Below are 18,369 nucleotides of genomic sequence, written 5' to 3'. Positions count from 1 at the left end.
TCCGATGGTGCTGGTCGTGGTGATAGCTGAAGAGAGGTGCCGACCGCATGGTGGCGCGGGCGATCTCCTACGGGTGGATCGGTTCGGTCAGGCCACGGATGCAGCCCTCGACCGCGGCAATTCGGACCCGTTCGGTGTCGTCGTGGAGAACGCTCTGGCTCACGGCGGCCGACTTGTGCTGCCACGACTGCGCGGGTGAAGAGTGCCGGGTCGACAGTGGGTCGGAGGCCGATGCGGGCGAGGCTGCCGACCAGGAGTGGTTGCAGGGTGTCGTGGAAGTGGTCCGCGTGTTCGCGGAGTAACCGTCACGGTAGCTATCTGCGGTGTCGTGGGCTGACGGCTGAGGCAATCTGCGCCCTCAGCCGGATCGAGCCTGTTGAAGCGGCTACGCGCTCGTCTGATTTACCTCGTACTCATGCTCGATGAAGATGGTGGGGATCGACGCGGTGATGACCGAGCCGTCCGCGCGCAACGTGCCCTGGATGTCGCTGGTCGTCGGCGCGTGCCCGCTCATCCGCGGCCCGTGGTGCGGCAGCGGGACGACGGTCGGCTCGCCGGCCGGGACCTCCCACTGCTGGTTGTGCACCCACGCGGTGAAGCCGTCGCCGGTCTCGACCGTGAAGGTCATCTGCTCTTCCTCGAGGTCGACGCGGATCCGAGAGCCGTGCACCGTCAGGCGGTAGGTCAGGCGGTCCCAGTCCTTCGGCAGGCGCGGGTTGAACGACATCCGTCCGCCGTGGTCGCGCATGCCGCCGAAGCCGTTGACGAGCGCACCCCAGATGCCACCGGTCGAGGCGATGTGCACACCGTCCGCGGTGTTGCCGTGCAGGTCGGCGAGGTCGACGTACAGCGCCGTCTGGAAGTACTGCGCCGCCAGGTCGTGGTAGCCGACCTCGGCCGCCATGATCGACTGCACGACCGCGGACAGGGTCGAGTCGCCCGTCGTCAGGGCGTCGTAGTAGTCGAAGTCCCGGCGCTTCTCGGCCGCGGTGAACTCGTGACCCTGCAGGAACAGCGCGAGCACGACGTCCGCCTGCTTGAGCACCTGGAACCGGTAGATCACCAGCGGGTGGTAGTGCAGCAGCAGGGGGCGCTTGGAGTCGGGCGTGTTCTCAAGGTCCCAGAGCTCCTTGTCGAGGAACTGGGCGTCCTGGGGGTGGATGCCGCGGTGCGGGTCGAACGGGATCTCCATCGACTCGGCGGCGTGCTCCCACTCGAGGACCTCGGCCGGGTCGAGTCCGGTGCGCCGGACCATGCGGCCGTACTCCTCCGGGTCGTCGACGGCGAGCTCGTGGCAGGCGTTGACGGCGAACCACAGGTTCGCCCGGGCCATGACGTTCGTGTAGAGGTTGTCGTCGACGACCGTCGTGTACTCGTCCGGCCCGGTGACGCCGTCGATGTGGAACTTCTTGTCGCCGTTCGAGCGCCAGAAGCCCAGGTCGGCCCACAGCCGTGCGGTCTCGACCAGGATGTCGATCGCTCCGCGCTTGAGGAAGTCGCGGTCCCCCGAGGCGCGCACGTACTGCATGAGCGCGTGGGCGATGTCCGCGTCGATGTGGTACTGCGCGGTGCCTGCGGCGTAGTACGCCGAGGACTCTTCGCCGTTGATCGTCCGCCACGGGAACAGGGCCCCGCGCTGGTTCAGCTCGCGGGCCCGGGAGCGGGCGGCGTCGAGCATGTTGTAGCGGAAGCGCAGTGCGTTCCGGGCGGCGATCGGTGCCGTGTACGACAGGAACGGCAGGACGTAGATCTCCATGTCCCAGAAGTAGTGCCCGCCGTACCCGGACCCGGTGACGCCCTTCGCCGCGATGCCGTGCCCGTCGGTCCGGGCGGTCGCCTGCGCGAGCATGAACAGGTTCCAGCGGACGGCCTGCTGGATCTCCGGCTGCCCGGGGATCTCGACGTCGCTGCGGGTCCAGTAGTCGTCCATCCAGGCGCGCTGCTTGTCGAACGTCTGGTCGACCGTCTCGGCGCGGGCCCGGTCGAGCGTCCGGTCGCAGCGGTCGCCGAGTTCACGCGCCGGCACGCCGCGGGACGTGTGGTAGACGAGGTGCTTCACCAGCCGCGTCGGGACGCCCCGGCGGGCCTGCACCCGGTAGACGTGCTTGGCCAGGTCGTCCTCGATCGAGGAGCTCTCGTCCCAGTGGTTGTCGGTCTCCAGGTGGTGCTCGACCCCGACGCAGATGGTCATGCCCGAGCTCGCGGCCTGGTAGCCCAGCAGGGATCGGCCGGCGGTGCTGCGCTTGAGCTTCGGCTCGAGCACGCGCTCGGTGAACGCCTCGGCCTTGCGCGGGTCGAAGGCGTTCGCCGCGGCGCGCATGCCCGCGTGGTACTCGTCCTGGACGTCCTGGCGGTTCAGGATCTGGCTCGACAGCAGGAGCGAGGCGTCCGCGTCGAGCACGGTCACCTCGTAGTCGATGACCGCCAGGTGCCGGTCGGTGAAGGACACCAGCCGGCGGGAGCGGATGAGCACCCGCTTGCCGGACGGCGTCGACCACTCGGTCTCGCGGTACAGGTACCCGCCGCGGAAGTCGAGGCGCCGGGTGTGCCGCAGGATGTCGGCCTCGGCCAGGACGAGCGGCTCGTCGTCGACGTACAGCCGGATCACCTTGGCGTCGGGAGCGTTGATGATGGTCTGCCCGGTCTTGGCGAAGCCGAACGCGTCCTCGGCGTGCCGGATCGGCCAGGTCTCGTGGAACCCGTTGACGTACGTGCCGTACTGCACGCCGCCACGGCCCTCGTCGAGGTTGCCGCGGAGGCCCAGGTACCCGTTGCCGACGGCGAAGTTCGTCTCTGCCACGCCCTGCTCGTCGGGGGCGTACTCGGTCTCGACGAGCGCCCACTCGTCCACCGGGTAGCGGACGCGGTCGAGCGGGTCCGAGGTAATCGAGCGCATGTGGCTTTCCTCTGTCTTACAAAGCGAACGGGGATACGCAGTAGAACTGCAGATCCCCGTGCTGGGGCTTCGAACCGATTCGGGCGATGGCCTCGGCTGTTGCGATCTGCCTTTCAGCCCGAGACTTCCGCACGCGCACCGGTGCACGACCGGGTGGCAAGCGGCCGGCAGGCAAGGAGGCGGTCAAGGGCCACACGTTGACCGTGTGCTGCGTAACCAGGTACACCATCGGTGATGCGCGCATCGTTTCACTGGTTCGCAGCACACGAAGGAACGTTCGTTCGACACATCGCTTACGTCTCCGCACGAGCAGATCAGAGTGTCAGTTCGAAGTAGCACGCCAATGGATCGTCGACGTATTCGGCGAATGGTCCACGCGGGGTGAACCCGTGCCGCTGGTAAAGCCGGCGTGCCGGAGCGAAAAAGTCGGGTGCGCCGGTCTCGAGCAGCATCCGCCTCGCGCCTCGGGAACGAGCCTGCTCGATCACGTGCCGCAGCATGGCCGCACCGACCCCTTGCCCGCGAGCTACCTCCGCGGTGCGCATCGACTTCAACTCAACGTCGTCATCGTTCAGCGTCTTCAGTGCAGCGCAGCCGAGGACGGTGTCGCCGTCCCACGCCGAGAAGAAGCGCATCCCTGGACCGCGGAGCGCAGCAAGGTTCAACGCATGCATCGATTCGGCGGGTGATGTCGCGTTCATATCGGCGAGGTGGTCGGCAAGCATCTGTTGCACGGGCAGAGTCTCGAGTCCGCCGTCACGGATGGCCAACATGGGGTGCTCCTGTCGGGGTTGAAGGGGTTGAACTGCGGGCTGCGGCATATGCGAGCGAGCTTGTTAGTGCTGCAGCGCAATCCAGACGGGGAACGCTGCGGCGGCGCTCCACGCCTGGGGTCGGCACGCCGCCGGGTAGGGCGCAGGCCGAGCGACGTCGATTGCAGCATCGCCCGCGTGCAGCTCCGGCATCCGGAAGTCGAACGCCACGGCGGCGGCGAGCAGCTGACCGGCAAGCTCACGCGCTGCCGCATGGTGCCCTGACCGTGTCAGACCGGCGATGACCACTGCGGTGTCATGCGTCCAAACCGATCCACCGTGATAGCTCAAGGGCCAGTACCCGGCCGCCGTCGTTGACAGGGTGCGCAGCCCATAACCGCTTGCCATGTCGGGTGCGATGACCCGCGCGGCGACAACGGCCTCCTCCGACTCGGATAGCAGCCCTGTGCCGAGCAAGTGACCGATGTTGCTGGTTGCCGAATCCACCGGCTGCTTGTTGACGTCGAGTGCGATAGCGGGATACGACCCGATGCTGTCCGACACCCAGAACGTGTCCCGGAAGCGGCCAGCGAGCCGCTCCGCCCAAGCACGCCAATCGGCACCACCGTCAACGCCGAAGGCGTCCAGCAGGTCGGCACCGTGTACGGCCGCTTCGTACGCGTAGCCCTGCACTTCGCAGAGCGCGATCGGCCCGTCTGCAAGCCGTCCGTCGCGCCACTGCACACTGTCACCGGAGTCTTTCCAGCCCTGGTTGGCAAGACCACGACCGGACTCGTCGACGTACTCGAGCAGACCGTCCCCGTCTGCGTCTCCGTAGTCCCGCATCCAGGCCAGGGCCGCTTCAAGCGACGGAATGAGTGCTCGCACCTCATCGTCGGGAAGGCCTGCTCGCCAGGTGTCGTGGAGGAGACAGATCCACAGCGCAGTCGCATCCACGGTGCCGTAGTACAACGGCGGAAGCGAAATCTCTTCGTTGTCGATCGGGAGGGATGCCTGTCGGAGTTCGTGCATGATCTTGCCGGGCTGCTCAGCCGTAGCCGGGTCAGACTTCTGTCCCTGCAAGGCTGCGAGAACACGCAATGTGCTGCCAGCGATGCTGGTGTCGACGGGCAGCAGGAAACGGGCAGCCCAGATGGAATCCCGTCCGAAGAGCGTGAAGAACCACGGAGATCCCGCGGCGAGAAACTCGCCTTCGGGGCGCGCAAGGCGCAGTGCGTCGAGGTCGTCGGTTGCGCGGTCAAGCCAGCGGCGAAGGCGGTCGTCTACGACCCCTTCGGGGGCGTCGAACGGTCGTGGTGTAGTGACACCAGCGACCACCGCGTCGGGTGCTTCTATCGTGCAGTCCCATCGCACTTCGATGGTGCGTCCGCGACGGATCTCCCACTCGAGGACGATGTCGTCGCCATCGACGGTGGTAACGGCGCCCGGCGCGTCCAACCAGATGCGGGCGGACCCCGCGTTCCAGGAGGCTCCCATACCGCTTGTATTCGCGTGAACAGGTTCGCGGCCGGCGCCAGCTTTGACAGCGTCCATGTTCGCGGCGTCGGGCGTCAACCGCACCGTCACAGTGAGCGGATCGCCGACGGTATCGGGTTCACTGTGGCGGTCGGTGATCTGCAGCTGCTCGGTGACGCCGTCGATGCGGACGCTGCGACGACGGTCGAGGCGGACGTCGGGATCTGCTCCGGCTTGGTCGAGGCCGCGGAGGAGGCTGCTGAACACGGCCTCGCGTGCGGAACTCGGGACAGTAACGATGGATTCGATTTCCGTCCCGGAAATCTCGATGTGAATCGCTGAGACGAACCGTTGATCGCCAGTCCAATACCCGTGGACGGGATTCGCACCGATACCGCCGTCTTGGCCCGACCACACTTGTGTGGGAGCCGCGATGATCGCGACTTCGTCGTGGAGAAGCGGCTGCAGTGGGACGGCCGGGGCGGCGTGCTCGGTGGTGGTGCTCAGGACGGTGGTCATGGGGTCTCCTCGTCGGTGAGGTCGGGGGACGAGATCCACGTGGGGCGCCACGTGGGCTGGAGGGTTGGTGCGTCAGGCAGGCGGCGCACGTTGAGAGGTGTAGCTCGCGAGCGATTCGAGTCGCGGCTGATCCGGGTCGCTTGGCCGCCGTCGTGGTCGCTAACCGCCTCTACGAAGGTCGCCGGTTGGCCACGGTAGAGGACGCCAACTCCTTCGTCGATCTCGATGCCCTCCGCTAACGTTCCGTCAGCGATCGCCGCGTGGAACGCGGGCGAGCGATTCGGGTCGGAGTCGGTGTGCACGCCGAGGGAGTTGGAAACGAACCCCAAGCCGTCGGCAACCGCAGTGGGCGTCGGACCAAAGCTCTGGGTTACCCCGCCGGTATGCCAGCACAGCGCTCCTGCTGAGCCGCCCGCGAGCACGACCCCGGCTTCCCACGCTTCGCGCAGGACGTCGTCGAGCCGGTGAGCGCGCCAGACCGCCAGCAGATTCACCAGTGACCCGCCGGAGACCCATACAACGTCCGCTTCGAGGACAGTGTCCCGCAACGACGGCACGTTCGGTCGGCCGAAGAGGCGAAGGTGCCGCGCGTCGACGCCAACGGCTCGGGCTGCGGCGAGTTCCGCGCCCTCGATGGTTCGCTGGTCGCCGCCGGCCGTGTTGACATGCAAGACCCGAGGGGCCCGGCCCGCCGGGACGCGTGCGTGGCGGATGGCTTCGAAGAGCAGCGGCCCGTACGCCGACTCGTCCCACTCGCCGGGGAGTAAACCTCCACAGGTGGCAAGAATGGTCGGTTCTGACGCGGTCATCGTCGCCACCTCATTCCTTGACCGCGCCGTCGCTGGAGTTCATGATCCGTTTCTGGAAGATGAAGAACGCGACCGCGACGGGGATCGTCATGACGAACGCCGCCGCGAGCTTGATTGGGTACTGATTCCCGGCGCTGAGCGCGCCGGATGCGAGTGAGGCCACGCCCTTGGTCAAGGTCGTCAGATTCGGCGAGGATGCGGACACGATGAAGTGCGACAGCTCGTTCCAGGAGCCCTGGAACGACAGGATCGTGATGGTGACGACCGCTGGGCGTGCCATCGGCAGCACGATCGACCAGAACGTCCGGAACGTGCCGGCGCCGTCGATTTTTGCTTGCTCTTCGACGCTGGCTGGGATTGATTCGAAGAAGTTCTTCATGATGAACACCCCTGCTGCGTCGACGAGCAGCGGGACGATCATGCCGGCGTAGGAGTCGTAGATCCCTAGTTGGTTGATGACGAGGAAGGTCGGGATGAGCAAGACGACTCCGGGGACCGCCATGACGGCGATCAGCGCGGCGAAGACTGCTTTCCGGCCGGGGAAGCTCAGTCTCGCGAGCGCGTAACCGGCGAGCGAGTCGAAGAAGATCCGGCCCGCCGTAACGCACACGGCGACGATCGCGGAGTTCATCGCCCAGATCCCGAAGTCCGAGTTCGAGAACAGCGTCTCGAACGCCGCTGCAGTCCAGGTCGTCGGTAACGACAACGGGTGGATGGACGCGTCCTGATCCGTCTTGAACGAGTTGGCGATCGCGACGTAGAACGGCAGCAAGTAGATCGCTGCGATCACAACACCGACGGCGATCAGGAGCATCCCGCGGCCAGTGAGACGGCGGCGAGCTCGATCAGCCCGTGGCCCTTGAACGATGGCGACGGTACGGAGATCAGGCACTGCGTCTTCTTGGAAAGTGCTCGTGCTCATCGGACGGTTCCTTTCTCAATCCATCGCATCCGACGCCGGGACACCGGGCGCTCACGGAGCACGAAGCGCTGCAGCAGGGTGAAGATCACGATGATCCCGAAGAGGATGAACGCGATCGCTGCGCCAACGCCCCACTGCTGGCTGGTGAACGCCGACGTGTACGACAGGTACGCCGGGGTGAGTGTCGTGTTCGCAGGAGCACCCTTCGTACCGGTGTAGATCTGGTCGAAGATCTGCCAGGTGCCGATCAACCCGAGCGTCAGCACCGTGAACAGGGTCGGTCGCAACTGCGGAAGGGTGATCCGCCAGAACCGCGCCCACGCTCCAGCGCCATCGATCATGGCGGCCTCGGTTACCTCAGCCGAGAGGTTCTGCAGGGCGGCGATGAACAGCAGCATGAACGTGCCGCTGGTGGTGAAGATGGCGAGCATGATGAACGCGCTCATCGCAACCGACGGTCCGGCGGTCCACTCCCACCAGGAGATCCCCAGAAGGGTGTTGTTCGCCATGAACGCCGGCGGGTTGCCCGCGCCGATGTGGAAGATGCCAGTGGGTTCATTGAACCAGTTCGGTCCGTTGACGCCGATCCAGCTGAGGATCTTGTTCACCGCTCCGGTGGAGGAGAACAGGAACAGCCACAGGACGGTGATCGCCACCGAGCTGGTGACCGACGGGAAGTAGAACGCGGTGCGGAAGAACCCCCGCCCGCGCAGGGCCCGGCCGTTGACAAGAACGGCCAGGCCGAGCGCAACCGCGGTCTGGAGTGGGACAACAAAGAGGACGTAGTAGAAGTTGTTCCGCAGAGCCGTGCCGAAGTTCTGCTCATCGAGCCCTCCCCCACCGAGGATCTTGGCGTAGTTCTGCGCCCCGACGAAGTTCACGTCCGAGGAGAACGGGCTGCCAACGCCATGCCAGTCGGAGACGCTGACCCAAGCTGCCATGAGGACAGGGACGGCGAGGAACAGTCCCAGGACGATCACCGTCGGAGCGGTGAACAGCCAGCCCGAGATGTTCTCGGCTCGGTTCTTGCGGGACACTGGGTCAGCCCTTCAGCGCGGCGGTCATGTTCTTCTGAACACCCTCGAGCAGCGTGTTCACGTCGGTCGTCTTCAACGATCCGAGCTTTGAGTCGAAGTCAGCGATGACGTCCGCCGTCCCCGGCTTGTTCGGGATGCCTCGTGCGCTGCCCGCTTCATCGAGGAACGCGGCGTACTGCGGGTACTGCTTCTTCCACTCGGACGCCGCCGACTGCACGGACGGCATCACGCCGTACTCCTTCGCGAAGGTGAGCTGCTGGTCGGTGCTGGTCATCTTCTCGACGAACGAGAGCGCGGCCTTCTGGTTCTTCGATGCCTTCGCGATACCCCAGCAGTTCGTGAACTGCAGGGTGCCTGCGCCCTTCGGACCCTCCGGGAGCTCGACCACCTTGTACTTCACGCTCGGGTAGCTCGAAGCCATCGCACCGGTGAGCCAGTTACCTTCGACGGTCATCGCGGTCTTGTTCTTCCCGAACGCGTCACCGCCCCAGCTCTCGCCGAGGTCGCTGGAGAACTTCATCGACCCGTCGTTGAGGAGTCCCTTCGCGTAGTTGAGCGCCTTCGCGTTCGCGGCGGAGTCCACCGTCGCCTTGGTCTGGTCGCTGTTGGTCAACCCACCGCCGGCCTGCTGCATGAAGGCCCCGAGCCGTTCCCACTGCGGGCTCATCGCCAGACCAACCCGACCATCCTGGGTGAGCTTCTCGGAGACGCTCTTCAGCTGGTCCCACGTCTTCGGGATGTCGGCGTCGGTGAGTCCGGCGGCTTTCCAGTCGTCGGTGTTGATGAACAGCGCCAGCGTGGAGAAGTCCTTCGGCGCGCAGTACAGCTGTCCGTCCTCGGTGAAGGACTTCGTCAGGGTCGGGTAGAAGTCGCTCTTGTTCTTCAGGTCGTTGCCGTAGGCGAGGAGCGACCCGTTGGACGCGTACCCAGGAAGCGCAGCAGTGCTGACGTAGAACACGTCCGCCGGCTTGCCGGAAGCGAAGCCTTGCGCCATCTGCTGGTCGAGGTCGTTGGCCAGCTGGACGTTCGCGCCGATACCGGAAGACTTCGACCAGGACGCCGCCGCTTCCTTGACCGCCGCGGACTCGGCGTCACCGGACGAGCCGATCAGGATGTTGAGCGCGGACTTGCTCGAGGTGAGCTTGCTCGCATCCCCAGTGCTGCCGCCGGAGCTATTGAAGCCGGAGCCGCAGGCGGACAGGGTGAGTGCTGCTGTGAGCGCGATGGCTCCCGCGGTCAGCTGACGGGCTGTGCGTCGTTGCATCAGAGGACTCCTCATCGGATCTACTTGATCGTTCCATTTGATCGATCAAACATGCACAACATACACGCCTGCTGCGCTACCGTAAAGCTCATGTCGCGTCCCGCTACCGTCGTCGATGTCGCCGCGGCCGCGGGCGTCTCGCGCCAGACGGTCTCGAACACCCTGAACAGCCCCGAGCGGGTGCGACCGGCGACCCTGCAACGCGTGCAGGCCGCCATCGAGTCCCTGGGTTATCGCCCCAACGGGGCCGCTCGGCGACTCCGGACGCGGCAGAGCTCGACGATCGGCATGCGGTTGGAACCGGTGCAAGGCATCTCCGGGTCGGTGCTGGACCGTTTCCTTCACGCGCTCGTGGAGAGCGCGGACAAGCGCCAGCTTCGGGTCCTGCTCTTCACCGCCAAGGACGACCACGATGAGCTGGCACAGATGGAAAATCTGATCGAGGGGTCCGACGTTGATGGCTTCGTTCTCACATCCACCGGGTACGGGGATCCTCGCCCAAAGTGGCTCGAGGACCGCGGCATTGCCTTCGTGACCTTCGGGCGCCCGTGGCAGCTGGAAAACCTTGAAGAAGCGAACCACCCATGGGTGGACGTTGACGGACGGAGTGGCACGCACGCAGCCACCGAGCAACTCCTCACGCTCGGACACCGCCGCGTCGGCTTCCTCGGTTGGCCAGATCACTCCGGTCAAGGCGATGAGCGCCGTCAAGGTTGGATGGACGCAATGACGGCAGCTGGGATTCCGGCGGAAGTCGATCTCCGGTGTGAGGACGACGTCAGCTTGGCCGCTGAGACGGTGACGACGGCAGAAGCCGGCGGGTCCGCGATTGACGCCCTTGTCTGCGCCTCGGACACGCTCGCGCTTGGAGCCCGGCTCCGCCTTGCACCGACCGTGCCGATCATCGGCTACGACGACACACCGGTAGCCGCGGCGATTGGGATCTCCAGCGTCGCCCAACCGCTCGTCGAAGCCGCCTCAGTGGTCGTCGAGCTCCTCTCGGCATCGAGCGACGACGCCGCACATACCGCAATCAGCAAGCTCCTCAAACCTCATGTGGTCTGGCGCTAGACGGGCACAGGCCGATTCACCCCGACACAACAGACTGGAGCTGTAGTGATCTCTCGTTTGAACGCTCGATCAGCACGTTGTGCTGACTGTCTCGATGAGATCCTCCAATTCTGCGGCGATGGACTTGGGCTCCGGGTGATCAAGTGAGTATCGGTGTGCGCGCGGTCAACGACCATGACGCCGCTGCCTGGGGAGAGTTGTTTTCGGCATACCGCACCTTCTACAACGAGCCCTACGACCCTGCCGCTGTCTCGAGGGCATGGCGGTGGGTGAGCGAATGCCACCACGGCCTGTGTGGCCTTGTCGCGGTTGACGCCGAGGACAGTCCCGTCGCGCTGGCGAACCTGCGGTGGTTCGCCGATCCCTCGACGGCAACGATGGGTTTGTACCTGGACGACCTGTTTACGGCACCACACGCTCGGGGTCGGGGCGCTGCGCGGGCGCTCCTTCGTCATGCGTCCAACATGGCACATGACGATGGCGCGAGCGTGGTGAGGTGGATTACAGCCGCCGACAACGCCACCGCTCGAGCCCTGTACGACTCTGTCGCCGTTGCCACCTCATGGGTTACCTACGAGATGCCGATCGAAGGCCGCGTAACAGGTCTACGCGAGGCCTGACGGTCGGTCCTGCGGCCAGTCGATCATCTACCGGACATGCACCGTGACTTCGTGATGGATCGGTGTGTTGATCGATCGAGCGATGAAGCAGTAGTCACCGACGCGCTCGTGGAGCTCTTCGGCGACTGCGGGATCACTGCCGGAAGCGATCGTCACCGTGGGGTGCAGAGTGACGCTCTCGAACTGCCCAGCACCGGTCGCTTCCTCGATCATGATGCCGGTGGGGTTGTCCGAGTAGCCGGTGACGACCAATCTCGCTTGCGTGGCGAGGTGGAGGTACCAAAGCATGTGGCACTGCGCGATCGAGGCAAGGTAGAGCTGCTCGGGGTTCCATCGGGTCGCGTCGCCGCGGAACGCAGGGTCAGACGACCCGAGAATCGTCTCGGTTCCCGCTGCGGCCACCTCGTGATCGCGTGAGAAACCACGGTATGAATTCGTGCCGGTCCCGGTGTTCCCGGTCCAGGTCAGCTCGATGCTGTAGTCGTGCGTGGTCACGTGGTGCTCCTCATTCGCGGGTCAATGTCGGTCCAACGCGTCGCTGGTCGCGAGGGCGTGGGTTTCAACGGCAGCTCTGGACCCCGACGCATCACCGCGGTGCAGTGCATCCAGGATGGCGTCGTGTTCGCGGTGCACTGCTTCAGTGCGGTCGGGGTGTTGCAGGCTGCGCCGGGTGCTGATGATGATGCGGTCCCACCAGTGGTGTAGGGCGCTGGTGATGAACGGGTTCTCCGCCAGAGCGACCATCGACTCGTGGAAGGCGCGGTTCGCCTCAGCCGCTCGAGCGAGATCTCCTGCCTGGGTCAGCTCCTGCGTCTCAGCTGCAAGGGCCCCCAACGCCGTCAGACGTGCGGGTGCAACTTCCCCGTCGGCCACGCGGTGCGCGACGAGGAAAGCGGCCCAGCCCTCGAGGCCAGCACGCGAGGAGTACAACAGCCGGAGTTCGTCGGCACTCAGCAGTCGAAGACGCACGCCACGGCCCTGGGCGTGGATGAGTCCATCGCTCTCCAGGCGCTGCAACGCCTCTCGCACGGGAGTGCGGCTCACTCCCAGCTGCTGAGCCAACCGCGACTCAGGTACTCGATCGCCCTCGCCGATCTCACCTGACATCACCATGGCTCGAAGCGCTTCGTACACCGTCACAGCGCCAGCATTGCATGCACAAAGCTGTTTTGTATACACAAAAGCTTGCGCCGTACGCCGCTGTTAAGCGAAGGGTCGGACCCGTCTCTGTGTCCGATAGCTGATCAGCTATCGAGATCGGTCAGCCACCGCGCTCACGCCAAGAGGCCGTCCGCTTAGTGCCGTTCCAGGGCGAGCCGTGCGCCGAAGCCGATGAGCACAGTGCCCGCGACGCGGTCGATGATGCGTCGGGCGCGTTCGTGGGCCAGCCAGCGGCGAGCAGCGTGTGCGGCGAAGATGATCCCGGCGAGCCAGGTGAGACCGAGGATGTCGTGGACGCCGGCGAGCAGGAGCCCCATCCCCAGGTGTGAGACGCCGTCGGGTATGAACTGCGGAATCGTCGCGACGTAGAACACGCCGATCTTCGGATTGAGCAGGTTCGTCCACATTCCAGTGAGAAACGCCCGCCAGAGCGGCACTGCCCGCTCTGACTCCGACGCGGTCCCGGTGTCGAGCTCGCCGCGCTGAAAGCTCTTCACGACGAGAGAGACGCCGAGGTACACCATGTACGCGGCACCACCGATGGTCACAACCCGGTACGCAACCTCGGACGCCGCCAAGAGCGCGGCGGCACCAACCGCCGCCGCCGCACCCCAGAGCAGCGCCCCGGTGTTAATCCCGAGCGCAGTCACGAATGCGTGTCTGCGGGACTGGGTGAGGGCACTGCGAAGGACCAGCGTGGTGTCCAGGCCAGGGATTACCGTGAGCACCGCTGCGACAGCGGCAAAACCGAGCAGAGCTGTGGTGATGGTCACCAGACCACTTTATGAGCGGCCACGACGATCACCAGCGACAGACACCTCCGTCAGCACTCGCGAGGCCGTCTCAGTAGCCGGTCGCCGACCGGACTCGGCATTGGACACTTCATGCAGCGGGAGACGCGGTACGAGAGTCGTCTCACATACCTAGTCCGCTGATCGTCGCGCTGACCGGGCGCGATCCGGACAGGCGGCCCGACAGAGGGTGCGGTCGTTCCTGGCTCTCGCCAGGAAAGTATTGACCTCGTCCACGCTCCCCTACCTACTCGACTCACAACACTCTGAACTGTGCTGATAGGAGGCGTGTACGCCGCTCGGCGGGCAGGGTGCCTGCTCGGTCCGATGCGCGCTGGTGTGCAACCCAGCGCGCGATGCTCGCCTCCTGGGGGTCGGGCGCTCGTCGACGAGGAGGCCGCTGCTCTCGGCTCCAGAATGCTTGATGCTGCTCGAGCCAGGCGTCCCAGCGATCGTTCTGGGGCTCCCATTGAAAGCCCGGAAGGGCTTCGAGGCGTGCGCGTTGGTACTCGACCATCGCCGCACGCGTTGAGGGGCGCCGCTGGTACGCGAGTTGATCAACAAGTTGCTGCTCAGGCGTTCGAGGCCGAGGTCGCGTGGCGCTCGCCAGTGGTAGACGCCCGTGAGATCTCGTGAACTCGTCGAGCTCGTGCGCCAATTTCATCCAGCGGCGCACATGCGGTTCGGCGCTGTCGCCCCGCTGGATGTCGGCAAGGTAGAAGTCCACGCTTCGCCGCTGATCCGTAGTGAGCTCGGCTGCGGGTAGGGCGGCGAATGCTCTCCATCGGGCGTGCAGCTGCTCAAGCGCGCTGTTGTATTCCGGCACGGGGTTCCTTCCCGAGGCCGGATGTCGGCCTCGGGACGCCTATGCGCGGACGAACTACGTTTCGTGTTGCCACCCCGCTATGCGCTGAACCGAGGCCAGAAACAGGACGACTTGCGCTGTCTGGATCACTACCGTTCCGGAGGTCTCATCATGAAAGGCGCCACGCTCGTGACCTCTGACTCCCCTGCACCCACGACCTACACACCGCTGCTCGCGTTGCCGTGGTGGGACACGATCGGACCGTTCCTCACCGCGTTGGTGGATGACGTGAGTGCGGAACTCGGCGTCGCCCCTCGGCCGCTGTACTCGTTCCTGACACCGTTCGTGCTCTGGTGTTGGCAGACGAAGGCGCTCGACCTGGACCGACAGACGATGTTCCGCCGCAGCCGCATCGAGAGCTTCGTCATCAATGGCATGCCCGGACTGAGCCGAGGCACGAAGAACACGGTGCGCGGCAAGCTGCTCCGCGTCAACGAAGTGATCGTCACCGAGTTACCGACGACGCCGCTTCACGGTATTGGCAGGTCGACTCCCACGCCGCCCTACAACGCCAAGCAGCGGGCAGAGCTGTACTCCTGATCCAGGACCCGCGGGACCGACGCCGGCCGCCGCGATGCCGCGGTGCTTCTCGCGCTGGGGTTCGGCGCCGGACTTGCCACCCGCGAACTCCTTGCAGTGCGACGGCGAGACGTCGCGGGCGATGGGAGCATCGTTCGAGTGCGTGACGCGCGACGCAGAACAGTTCCGGTGGACGATCATTGGCAGGCGGTGCTCCGGCGGGCGCTGGATGAGCACGACCCCGACGACTGGGCGTTCAGGCCGGGACGTCACTCAGCAAGCTCTGGTCAGGTGGCGGATTTCGTGCGCCGCACCGCCACGGACCTCGACATCAGGCCAGCGAGGATGCGGTCGACCTGGTTGTGTCAGCGCCTCGAGCAGGACATTGCGGTCGATGCCCTCCTTGCGCAGTCCGGGCTGCAGACCTACGCCGCACTCGACCGGTACCGGAGCTTCTTGCCCGTGTCCTAGCGGAAGCGGGCCTCAGCTCCCGCCTCGCCTTGGTGGTCCGGCATAGCTCCATCGTGACCAGGACCACGAACCGCGTACAGCACGCCACCACCGGCAAGCCCCATCGACGCAAGACCCCGACCCCAGCCATCGCCGCCGAGATCGACACCGCCATCACCAACTTCCTGCCTGACAAGAACCGCGCCGCCTTTGCGGTCGTCGGACCCTTCGTCCGCGAGCTCGTGCGCGCAGCGGAACCCACCACTTTCGACAACGCCCGCCGTCTGCTGACCTTCGTGAGCCGCTTCGTCATCTGGGAGTGGATGCGCTCCGGCTGCGAGTTGTCTCCGGAACGAGTGCTCCGCGACAAGCTCATCGGCAAGTACGTCGCCACCGAGCTCCGCCATCTCGCACCGTCCACCCGATTCGACGTCACACGCATCTTGGGCACCCTCACCACGAAGCTCACGGGTGAGCCGACGCACCGGCTCACGCTCCAGGCCAGCCCCCCGAAGGCCCCCTACAGCAGCGCCGAGCTCGCGGAACTCAACAGCTGGCGGACGGGTCTTCCGACTGACCTCAGCCGTCGCAATGCCGCCGTTCTCCTCTCCCTCGGCGCAGGCGCCGGTCTGAACCCGGCAGAGCTCATCGCCGTCGAACGTCAGGACATCACTCACACCGCGGAAGGCGACCGCTTCGTCTCCGTGCGCGGCGAACGCGCCCGAAGCGTCCCCGTCCGCCGCGAATGGATTCCAGTACTCGACCTTGCCTGCGAGAGCCGCGATGGCTTGCTCTTCCACGGTTACGAGTTCGACGAGTACCCGCCCCGACCCATCACGTCGTTCATCACGGCACACCCGGGAAAGATTCGGCTGACCCCGCAGCGCCTCCGTTCCGGATGGATCGTCAAGCTCATCGATGAAGGTGTGCCGGACAACCTCATCGCAAGCCTCGCTGGCATCAACGTGCCCACCGTCGCCCGCTATTACCACCACGCCCGTCCGACCTCCATCGAGGCGAACCTCGCTGCGATCACCGGCGCCGGCCGCCAGGCGGTGACCCGATGAGCGAGTACGGCATCTCGAACGGTGCAGCAGCCGACTACGTCAAGAAGGACGGCCGCACGAAGCAGGAACCTGTCGAGCAGTGGGACCCATACATCCTCACCCGCGAGCGCCTTGCTGCCGGCATCGCCCTTCGCGGCAAGGAGATCGCGGACCCACGTTCGGGCTTCCGACGTTTCGACTTCGAGACCACCTGGATCGCTCGAGCTCGAGTCCTCGCCTCTGGTGTCCTAGACGACTACGAGGACTACGTCCGCGTCGACGGTTGGCACCCGGGCCGTGGGGGCGCTCCGGCAATGATCACCCCGCTGGCCCTGCTCACCGGCATGATGCTCGCCACGATGGCAAACCAGCCCCAACTCATGGTCGAGCTGGGTTCCCTGTTCTACGGCGGCCTCGACGACGACGCACGGGAGCTCCTCAACTTGCCGCATCCTTCGAGCAAGCCGTCCTTGATGAAGATCGAGAACTGGGAGCAGAACGTCGGCAACGCCTTCCGCCGCTTCTTGAAGACCTACGACCCCTACCCCACGTTCAAGGAGCCGACGGCGCCCGACGAGATCGGGCGCACACCAACTGACCGGTACAAGTCGAAGAGCATCGAGATCAACAAGAAGATCTGGGACGAGCGTGACCTCGACCGCGAGCAGCTCGGCATGGAGCGCCTCGACCGCTTCACAACGCGCTTCCTCGAGATGACCTTCTACATGCAGCCCCGGCGAGTGCGTCGGGCACCGAAGCGCAAGAACATCGACGTCGCCTTCGATGGCACCCACGTCACCTCGCCCCTGAAGAAGGGCATGACCCACAACGAAACCAAGCTGGAAGCGCGTATCGAGAAGGAGCGCGCAGAAGCGGCAGCAGGGAAGCCACGCCCGGGCCCCGTCGAACCGCACGCCGGCTGGTACGTCAAAGAGACCGAGAAGCGTCTCGACGCGGCACCAGGCAAAGCACCGCAGTATGTGAAGGAGACCGAGTACTTCTGGGGTTGGAATGCGACCCTGGCTCGGCGCGTCTTCCTCGAAGAATGCGACCGGAAGTCTGCACCGCAGCTCATCATGGCCGCAACGCTGAGCATGCCGGGAATCGGCACAGCCGAGGCAGCGGCAGCCGTCCTCGCCTCGATCGTCGGCGCGGGCCACTTGCCAGGCATCGCGGATGCCGACAAGGAGTACTGGGCGAACGCACTTCCCGAACGGCTCTACAAGCCAGCACGCAAGCTCGGCTGGGAAGCCAGCACCGAATACCGCATCGACAGCCTCGGCCCCGCCGGCGGTCACGCCGGCCTCATCTTCGTCGAAGGTGGCAGCTACTGCCCAGCAATGCCGAGCAGGTACAAGTCCGCCAGCAAGGACGTTCTGGAAGGCAAGATCGACGAGGCGACCTACAACGTCCGCATCGACGCCCGGGAAGACTACGCGGCGCGTCCGAAGGCACGACCCGACGAGCAGGGCCGCGTTCCGATGATGTGCCCTGCATCCGGCGACAGCCCCACCATCATCTGCCCACTCAAGCAGATCAGCCGACGCGTATCCGAAGCGAAGAAGCGCACGCTTGACGAAGTCGACCCCGCCGAAGACGGATTCCCGATCGGCGACGACCTCCCCGAGATCTGCCGCCAGCACTCCGTGCTGTTCACGCAGGACGACATGCCCCCGGTCCAGCAGGCGCTGCGCTACAAGTCGAAGGAATGGCGCAACTTCCACGGCTACGCCCGCAACCTCTCCGAGGGCGGGAACTCCATGGCGAAGAGCACCAAGTACGGCAGCCTTCACGACGACTCCCGCCGCCAGGTCCGAGGGTTCGCGGCCGCCCAGATCTTCATGACGTTCTTGCTCGCTGCCATGAACATCCGCATGATCTGCGACTTCGTCCGAAAACTTGAACGAGAAGAAGCACGCGAGAAGGCCGGCAAGGCGCCGCGCAACGTTCCCGTTCAAAAGCGACGGGACCGTGAATTCGCGAACACGTACACGGGGACCCTCCCCGGCGGTGCACCGGACCTCGAACTCAGACAGCAAAAAGCCGCAGAGAAGGCGGCTCGCATGGCGCAACGCGCCACCCGCACGGTCAAGAAGCGCACGTAGGCAAGACTTACCTCAGCGTTCCTGCAGCCTGCTGCGAGGTGCGAGGTGCGCCCAACCGATCGGCGA

16 protein-coding genes are annotated in these 18,369 nt (G+C 65.5%); 6 read left to right on the top strand and 10 right to left on the bottom strand.

All coding sequences use genetic code 11. The features are described from left to right. Positions 1 to 385: 385 nt before the first annotated feature. From ACQXVK_RS16695 to ACQXVK_RS16665, 7 genes are all read right to left on the bottom strand, one after another. Positions 386 to 2,896 carry a glycoside hydrolase family 65 protein gene (locus tag ACQXVK_RS16695; RefSeq protein WP_430854324.1) on the bottom strand — a complete coding sequence of 837 codons (2,511 nt, stop codon included), beginning with the start codon at positions 2,894 to 2,896 and terminating at the stop codon, positions 386 to 388. A gap of 314 nt (positions 2,897 to 3,210) precedes the next feature. Then, entirely contained in the window at positions 3,211 to 3,669 is a 459-nt protein-coding gene (locus tag ACQXVK_RS16690; protein ID WP_430854323.1) for a GNAT family N-acetyltransferase, read from the bottom strand. A gap of 63 nt (positions 3,670 to 3,732) precedes the next feature. Then, positions 3,733 to 5,643 carry an amylo-alpha-1,6-glucosidase gene (locus tag ACQXVK_RS16685; protein WP_430854322.1) on the bottom strand — a complete coding sequence of 637 codons (1,911 nt, stop codon included), beginning with the start codon at positions 5,641 to 5,643 and terminating at the stop codon, positions 3,733 to 3,735. Continuing rightward, positions 5,640 to 6,452, bottom strand: coding sequence for a Type 1 glutamine amidotransferase-like domain-containing protein (locus ACQXVK_RS16680; RefSeq protein ID WP_430854371.1), 813 nt, complete (start codon positions 6,450 to 6,452; stop codon positions 5,640 to 5,642). The genes ACQXVK_RS16685 and ACQXVK_RS16680 overlap by 4 nt, the downstream gene beginning before the upstream one ends. A gap of 10 nt (positions 6,453 to 6,462) precedes the next feature. Next, positions 6,463 to 7,374, bottom strand: a complete 912-nt coding sequence (locus ACQXVK_RS16675; RefSeq protein ID WP_430854321.1) for a carbohydrate ABC transporter permease — start codon at positions 7,372 to 7,374, stop codon at positions 6,463 to 6,465. Beyond that, positions 7,371 to 8,411 carry a carbohydrate ABC transporter permease gene (locus tag ACQXVK_RS16670; RefSeq protein ID WP_258376761.1) on the bottom strand — a complete coding sequence of 347 codons (1,041 nt, stop codon included), beginning with the start codon at positions 8,409 to 8,411 and terminating at the stop codon, positions 7,371 to 7,373. The genes ACQXVK_RS16675 and ACQXVK_RS16670 overlap by 4 nt, the downstream gene beginning before the upstream one ends. A 4-nt stretch (positions 8,412 to 8,415) precedes the next feature. Beyond that, positions 8,416 to 9,675 (bottom strand): sugar ABC transporter substrate-binding protein, encoded by a 1,260-nt coding sequence (locus tag ACQXVK_RS16665; RefSeq protein WP_430854320.1) that lies wholly within the window; start codon positions 9,673 to 9,675, stop codon positions 8,416 to 8,418. 90 nt (positions 9,676 to 9,765) lie between these two features. Here ACQXVK_RS16665 and ACQXVK_RS16660 point away from each other — a divergent pair, with 90 nt between their 5' ends. Beyond that, a complete protein-coding gene (locus ACQXVK_RS16660) occupies positions 9,766 to 10,746 on the top strand; it encodes a LacI family DNA-binding transcriptional regulator (RefSeq protein ID WP_430854319.1) in 981 nt (326 codons plus the stop codon). A gap of 143 nt (positions 10,747 to 10,889) precedes the next feature. Further along, the gene (locus ACQXVK_RS16655) at positions 10,890 to 11,366 is read left to right on the top strand and encodes a GNAT family N-acetyltransferase (protein ID WP_430854318.1); all 477 of its coding nucleotides are present in this window, start codon (positions 10,890 to 10,892) and stop codon (positions 11,364 to 11,366) included. 27 nt (positions 11,367 to 11,393) lie between these two features. Here the strand turns inward: ACQXVK_RS16655 and ACQXVK_RS16650 are convergent, their stop codons facing one another. The 3 genes from ACQXVK_RS16650 to ACQXVK_RS16640 all read right to left on the bottom strand — a co-directional run bounded on the left by ACQXVK_RS16650 (position 11,394) and on the right by ACQXVK_RS16640 (position 13,300). After that, positions 11,394 to 11,861 carry an OsmC family protein gene (locus tag ACQXVK_RS16650; RefSeq protein ID WP_430854317.1) on the bottom strand — a complete coding sequence of 156 codons (468 nt, stop codon included), beginning with the start codon at positions 11,859 to 11,861 and terminating at the stop codon, positions 11,394 to 11,396. Between the two features lie 21 nt (positions 11,862 to 11,882). Next, positions 11,883 to 12,506, bottom strand: a complete 624-nt coding sequence (locus ACQXVK_RS16645) for a GntR family transcriptional regulator (RefSeq protein WP_430854316.1) — start codon at positions 12,504 to 12,506, stop codon at positions 11,883 to 11,885. A gap of 155 nt (positions 12,507 to 12,661) precedes the next feature. Next, the gene (locus ACQXVK_RS16640) at positions 12,662 to 13,300 is read right to left on the bottom strand and encodes a LysE family translocator (RefSeq protein WP_430854315.1); all 639 of its coding nucleotides are present in this window, start codon (positions 13,298 to 13,300) and stop codon (positions 12,662 to 12,664) included. An 808-nt stretch (positions 13,301 to 14,108) separates the two neighbouring features. Between ACQXVK_RS16640 and ACQXVK_RS16635 the strand changes: the two genes are divergently transcribed. From ACQXVK_RS16635 to ACQXVK_RS16620, 4 genes are all read left to right on the top strand, one after another. Continuing rightward, complete coding sequence (locus tag ACQXVK_RS16635) at positions 14,109 to 14,723, top strand: hypothetical protein (protein ID WP_430854314.1); 615 nt, start codon at positions 14,109 to 14,111, stop codon at positions 14,721 to 14,723. Between the two features lie 168 nt (positions 14,724 to 14,891). Next, entirely contained in the window at positions 14,892 to 15,173 is a 282-nt protein-coding gene (locus ACQXVK_RS16630) for a hypothetical protein (RefSeq protein ID WP_430854313.1), read from the top strand. A gap of 53 nt (positions 15,174 to 15,226) precedes the next feature. Further along, positions 15,227 to 16,219 (top strand): hypothetical protein, encoded by a 993-nt coding sequence (locus tag ACQXVK_RS16625; RefSeq protein WP_430854312.1) that lies wholly within the window; start codon positions 15,227 to 15,229, stop codon positions 16,217 to 16,219. Beyond that, positions 16,216 to 18,303, top strand: a complete 2,088-nt coding sequence (locus tag ACQXVK_RS16620; protein ID WP_430854311.1) for a hypothetical protein — start codon at positions 16,216 to 16,218, stop codon at positions 18,301 to 18,303. The genes ACQXVK_RS16625 and ACQXVK_RS16620 overlap by 4 nt, the downstream gene beginning before the upstream one ends. The last annotated feature ends 66 nt before the right edge of the window (positions 18,304 to 18,369 follow it).

The organism is Curtobacterium sp. AB451, assembly GCF_050585845.1.
In the GTDB taxonomy this organism is placed as follows: Bacteria; Actinomycetota; Actinomycetes; order Actinomycetales; family Microbacteriaceae; genus Curtobacterium.
This window is presented reverse-complemented; position numbering and strand designations above follow the sequence as displayed.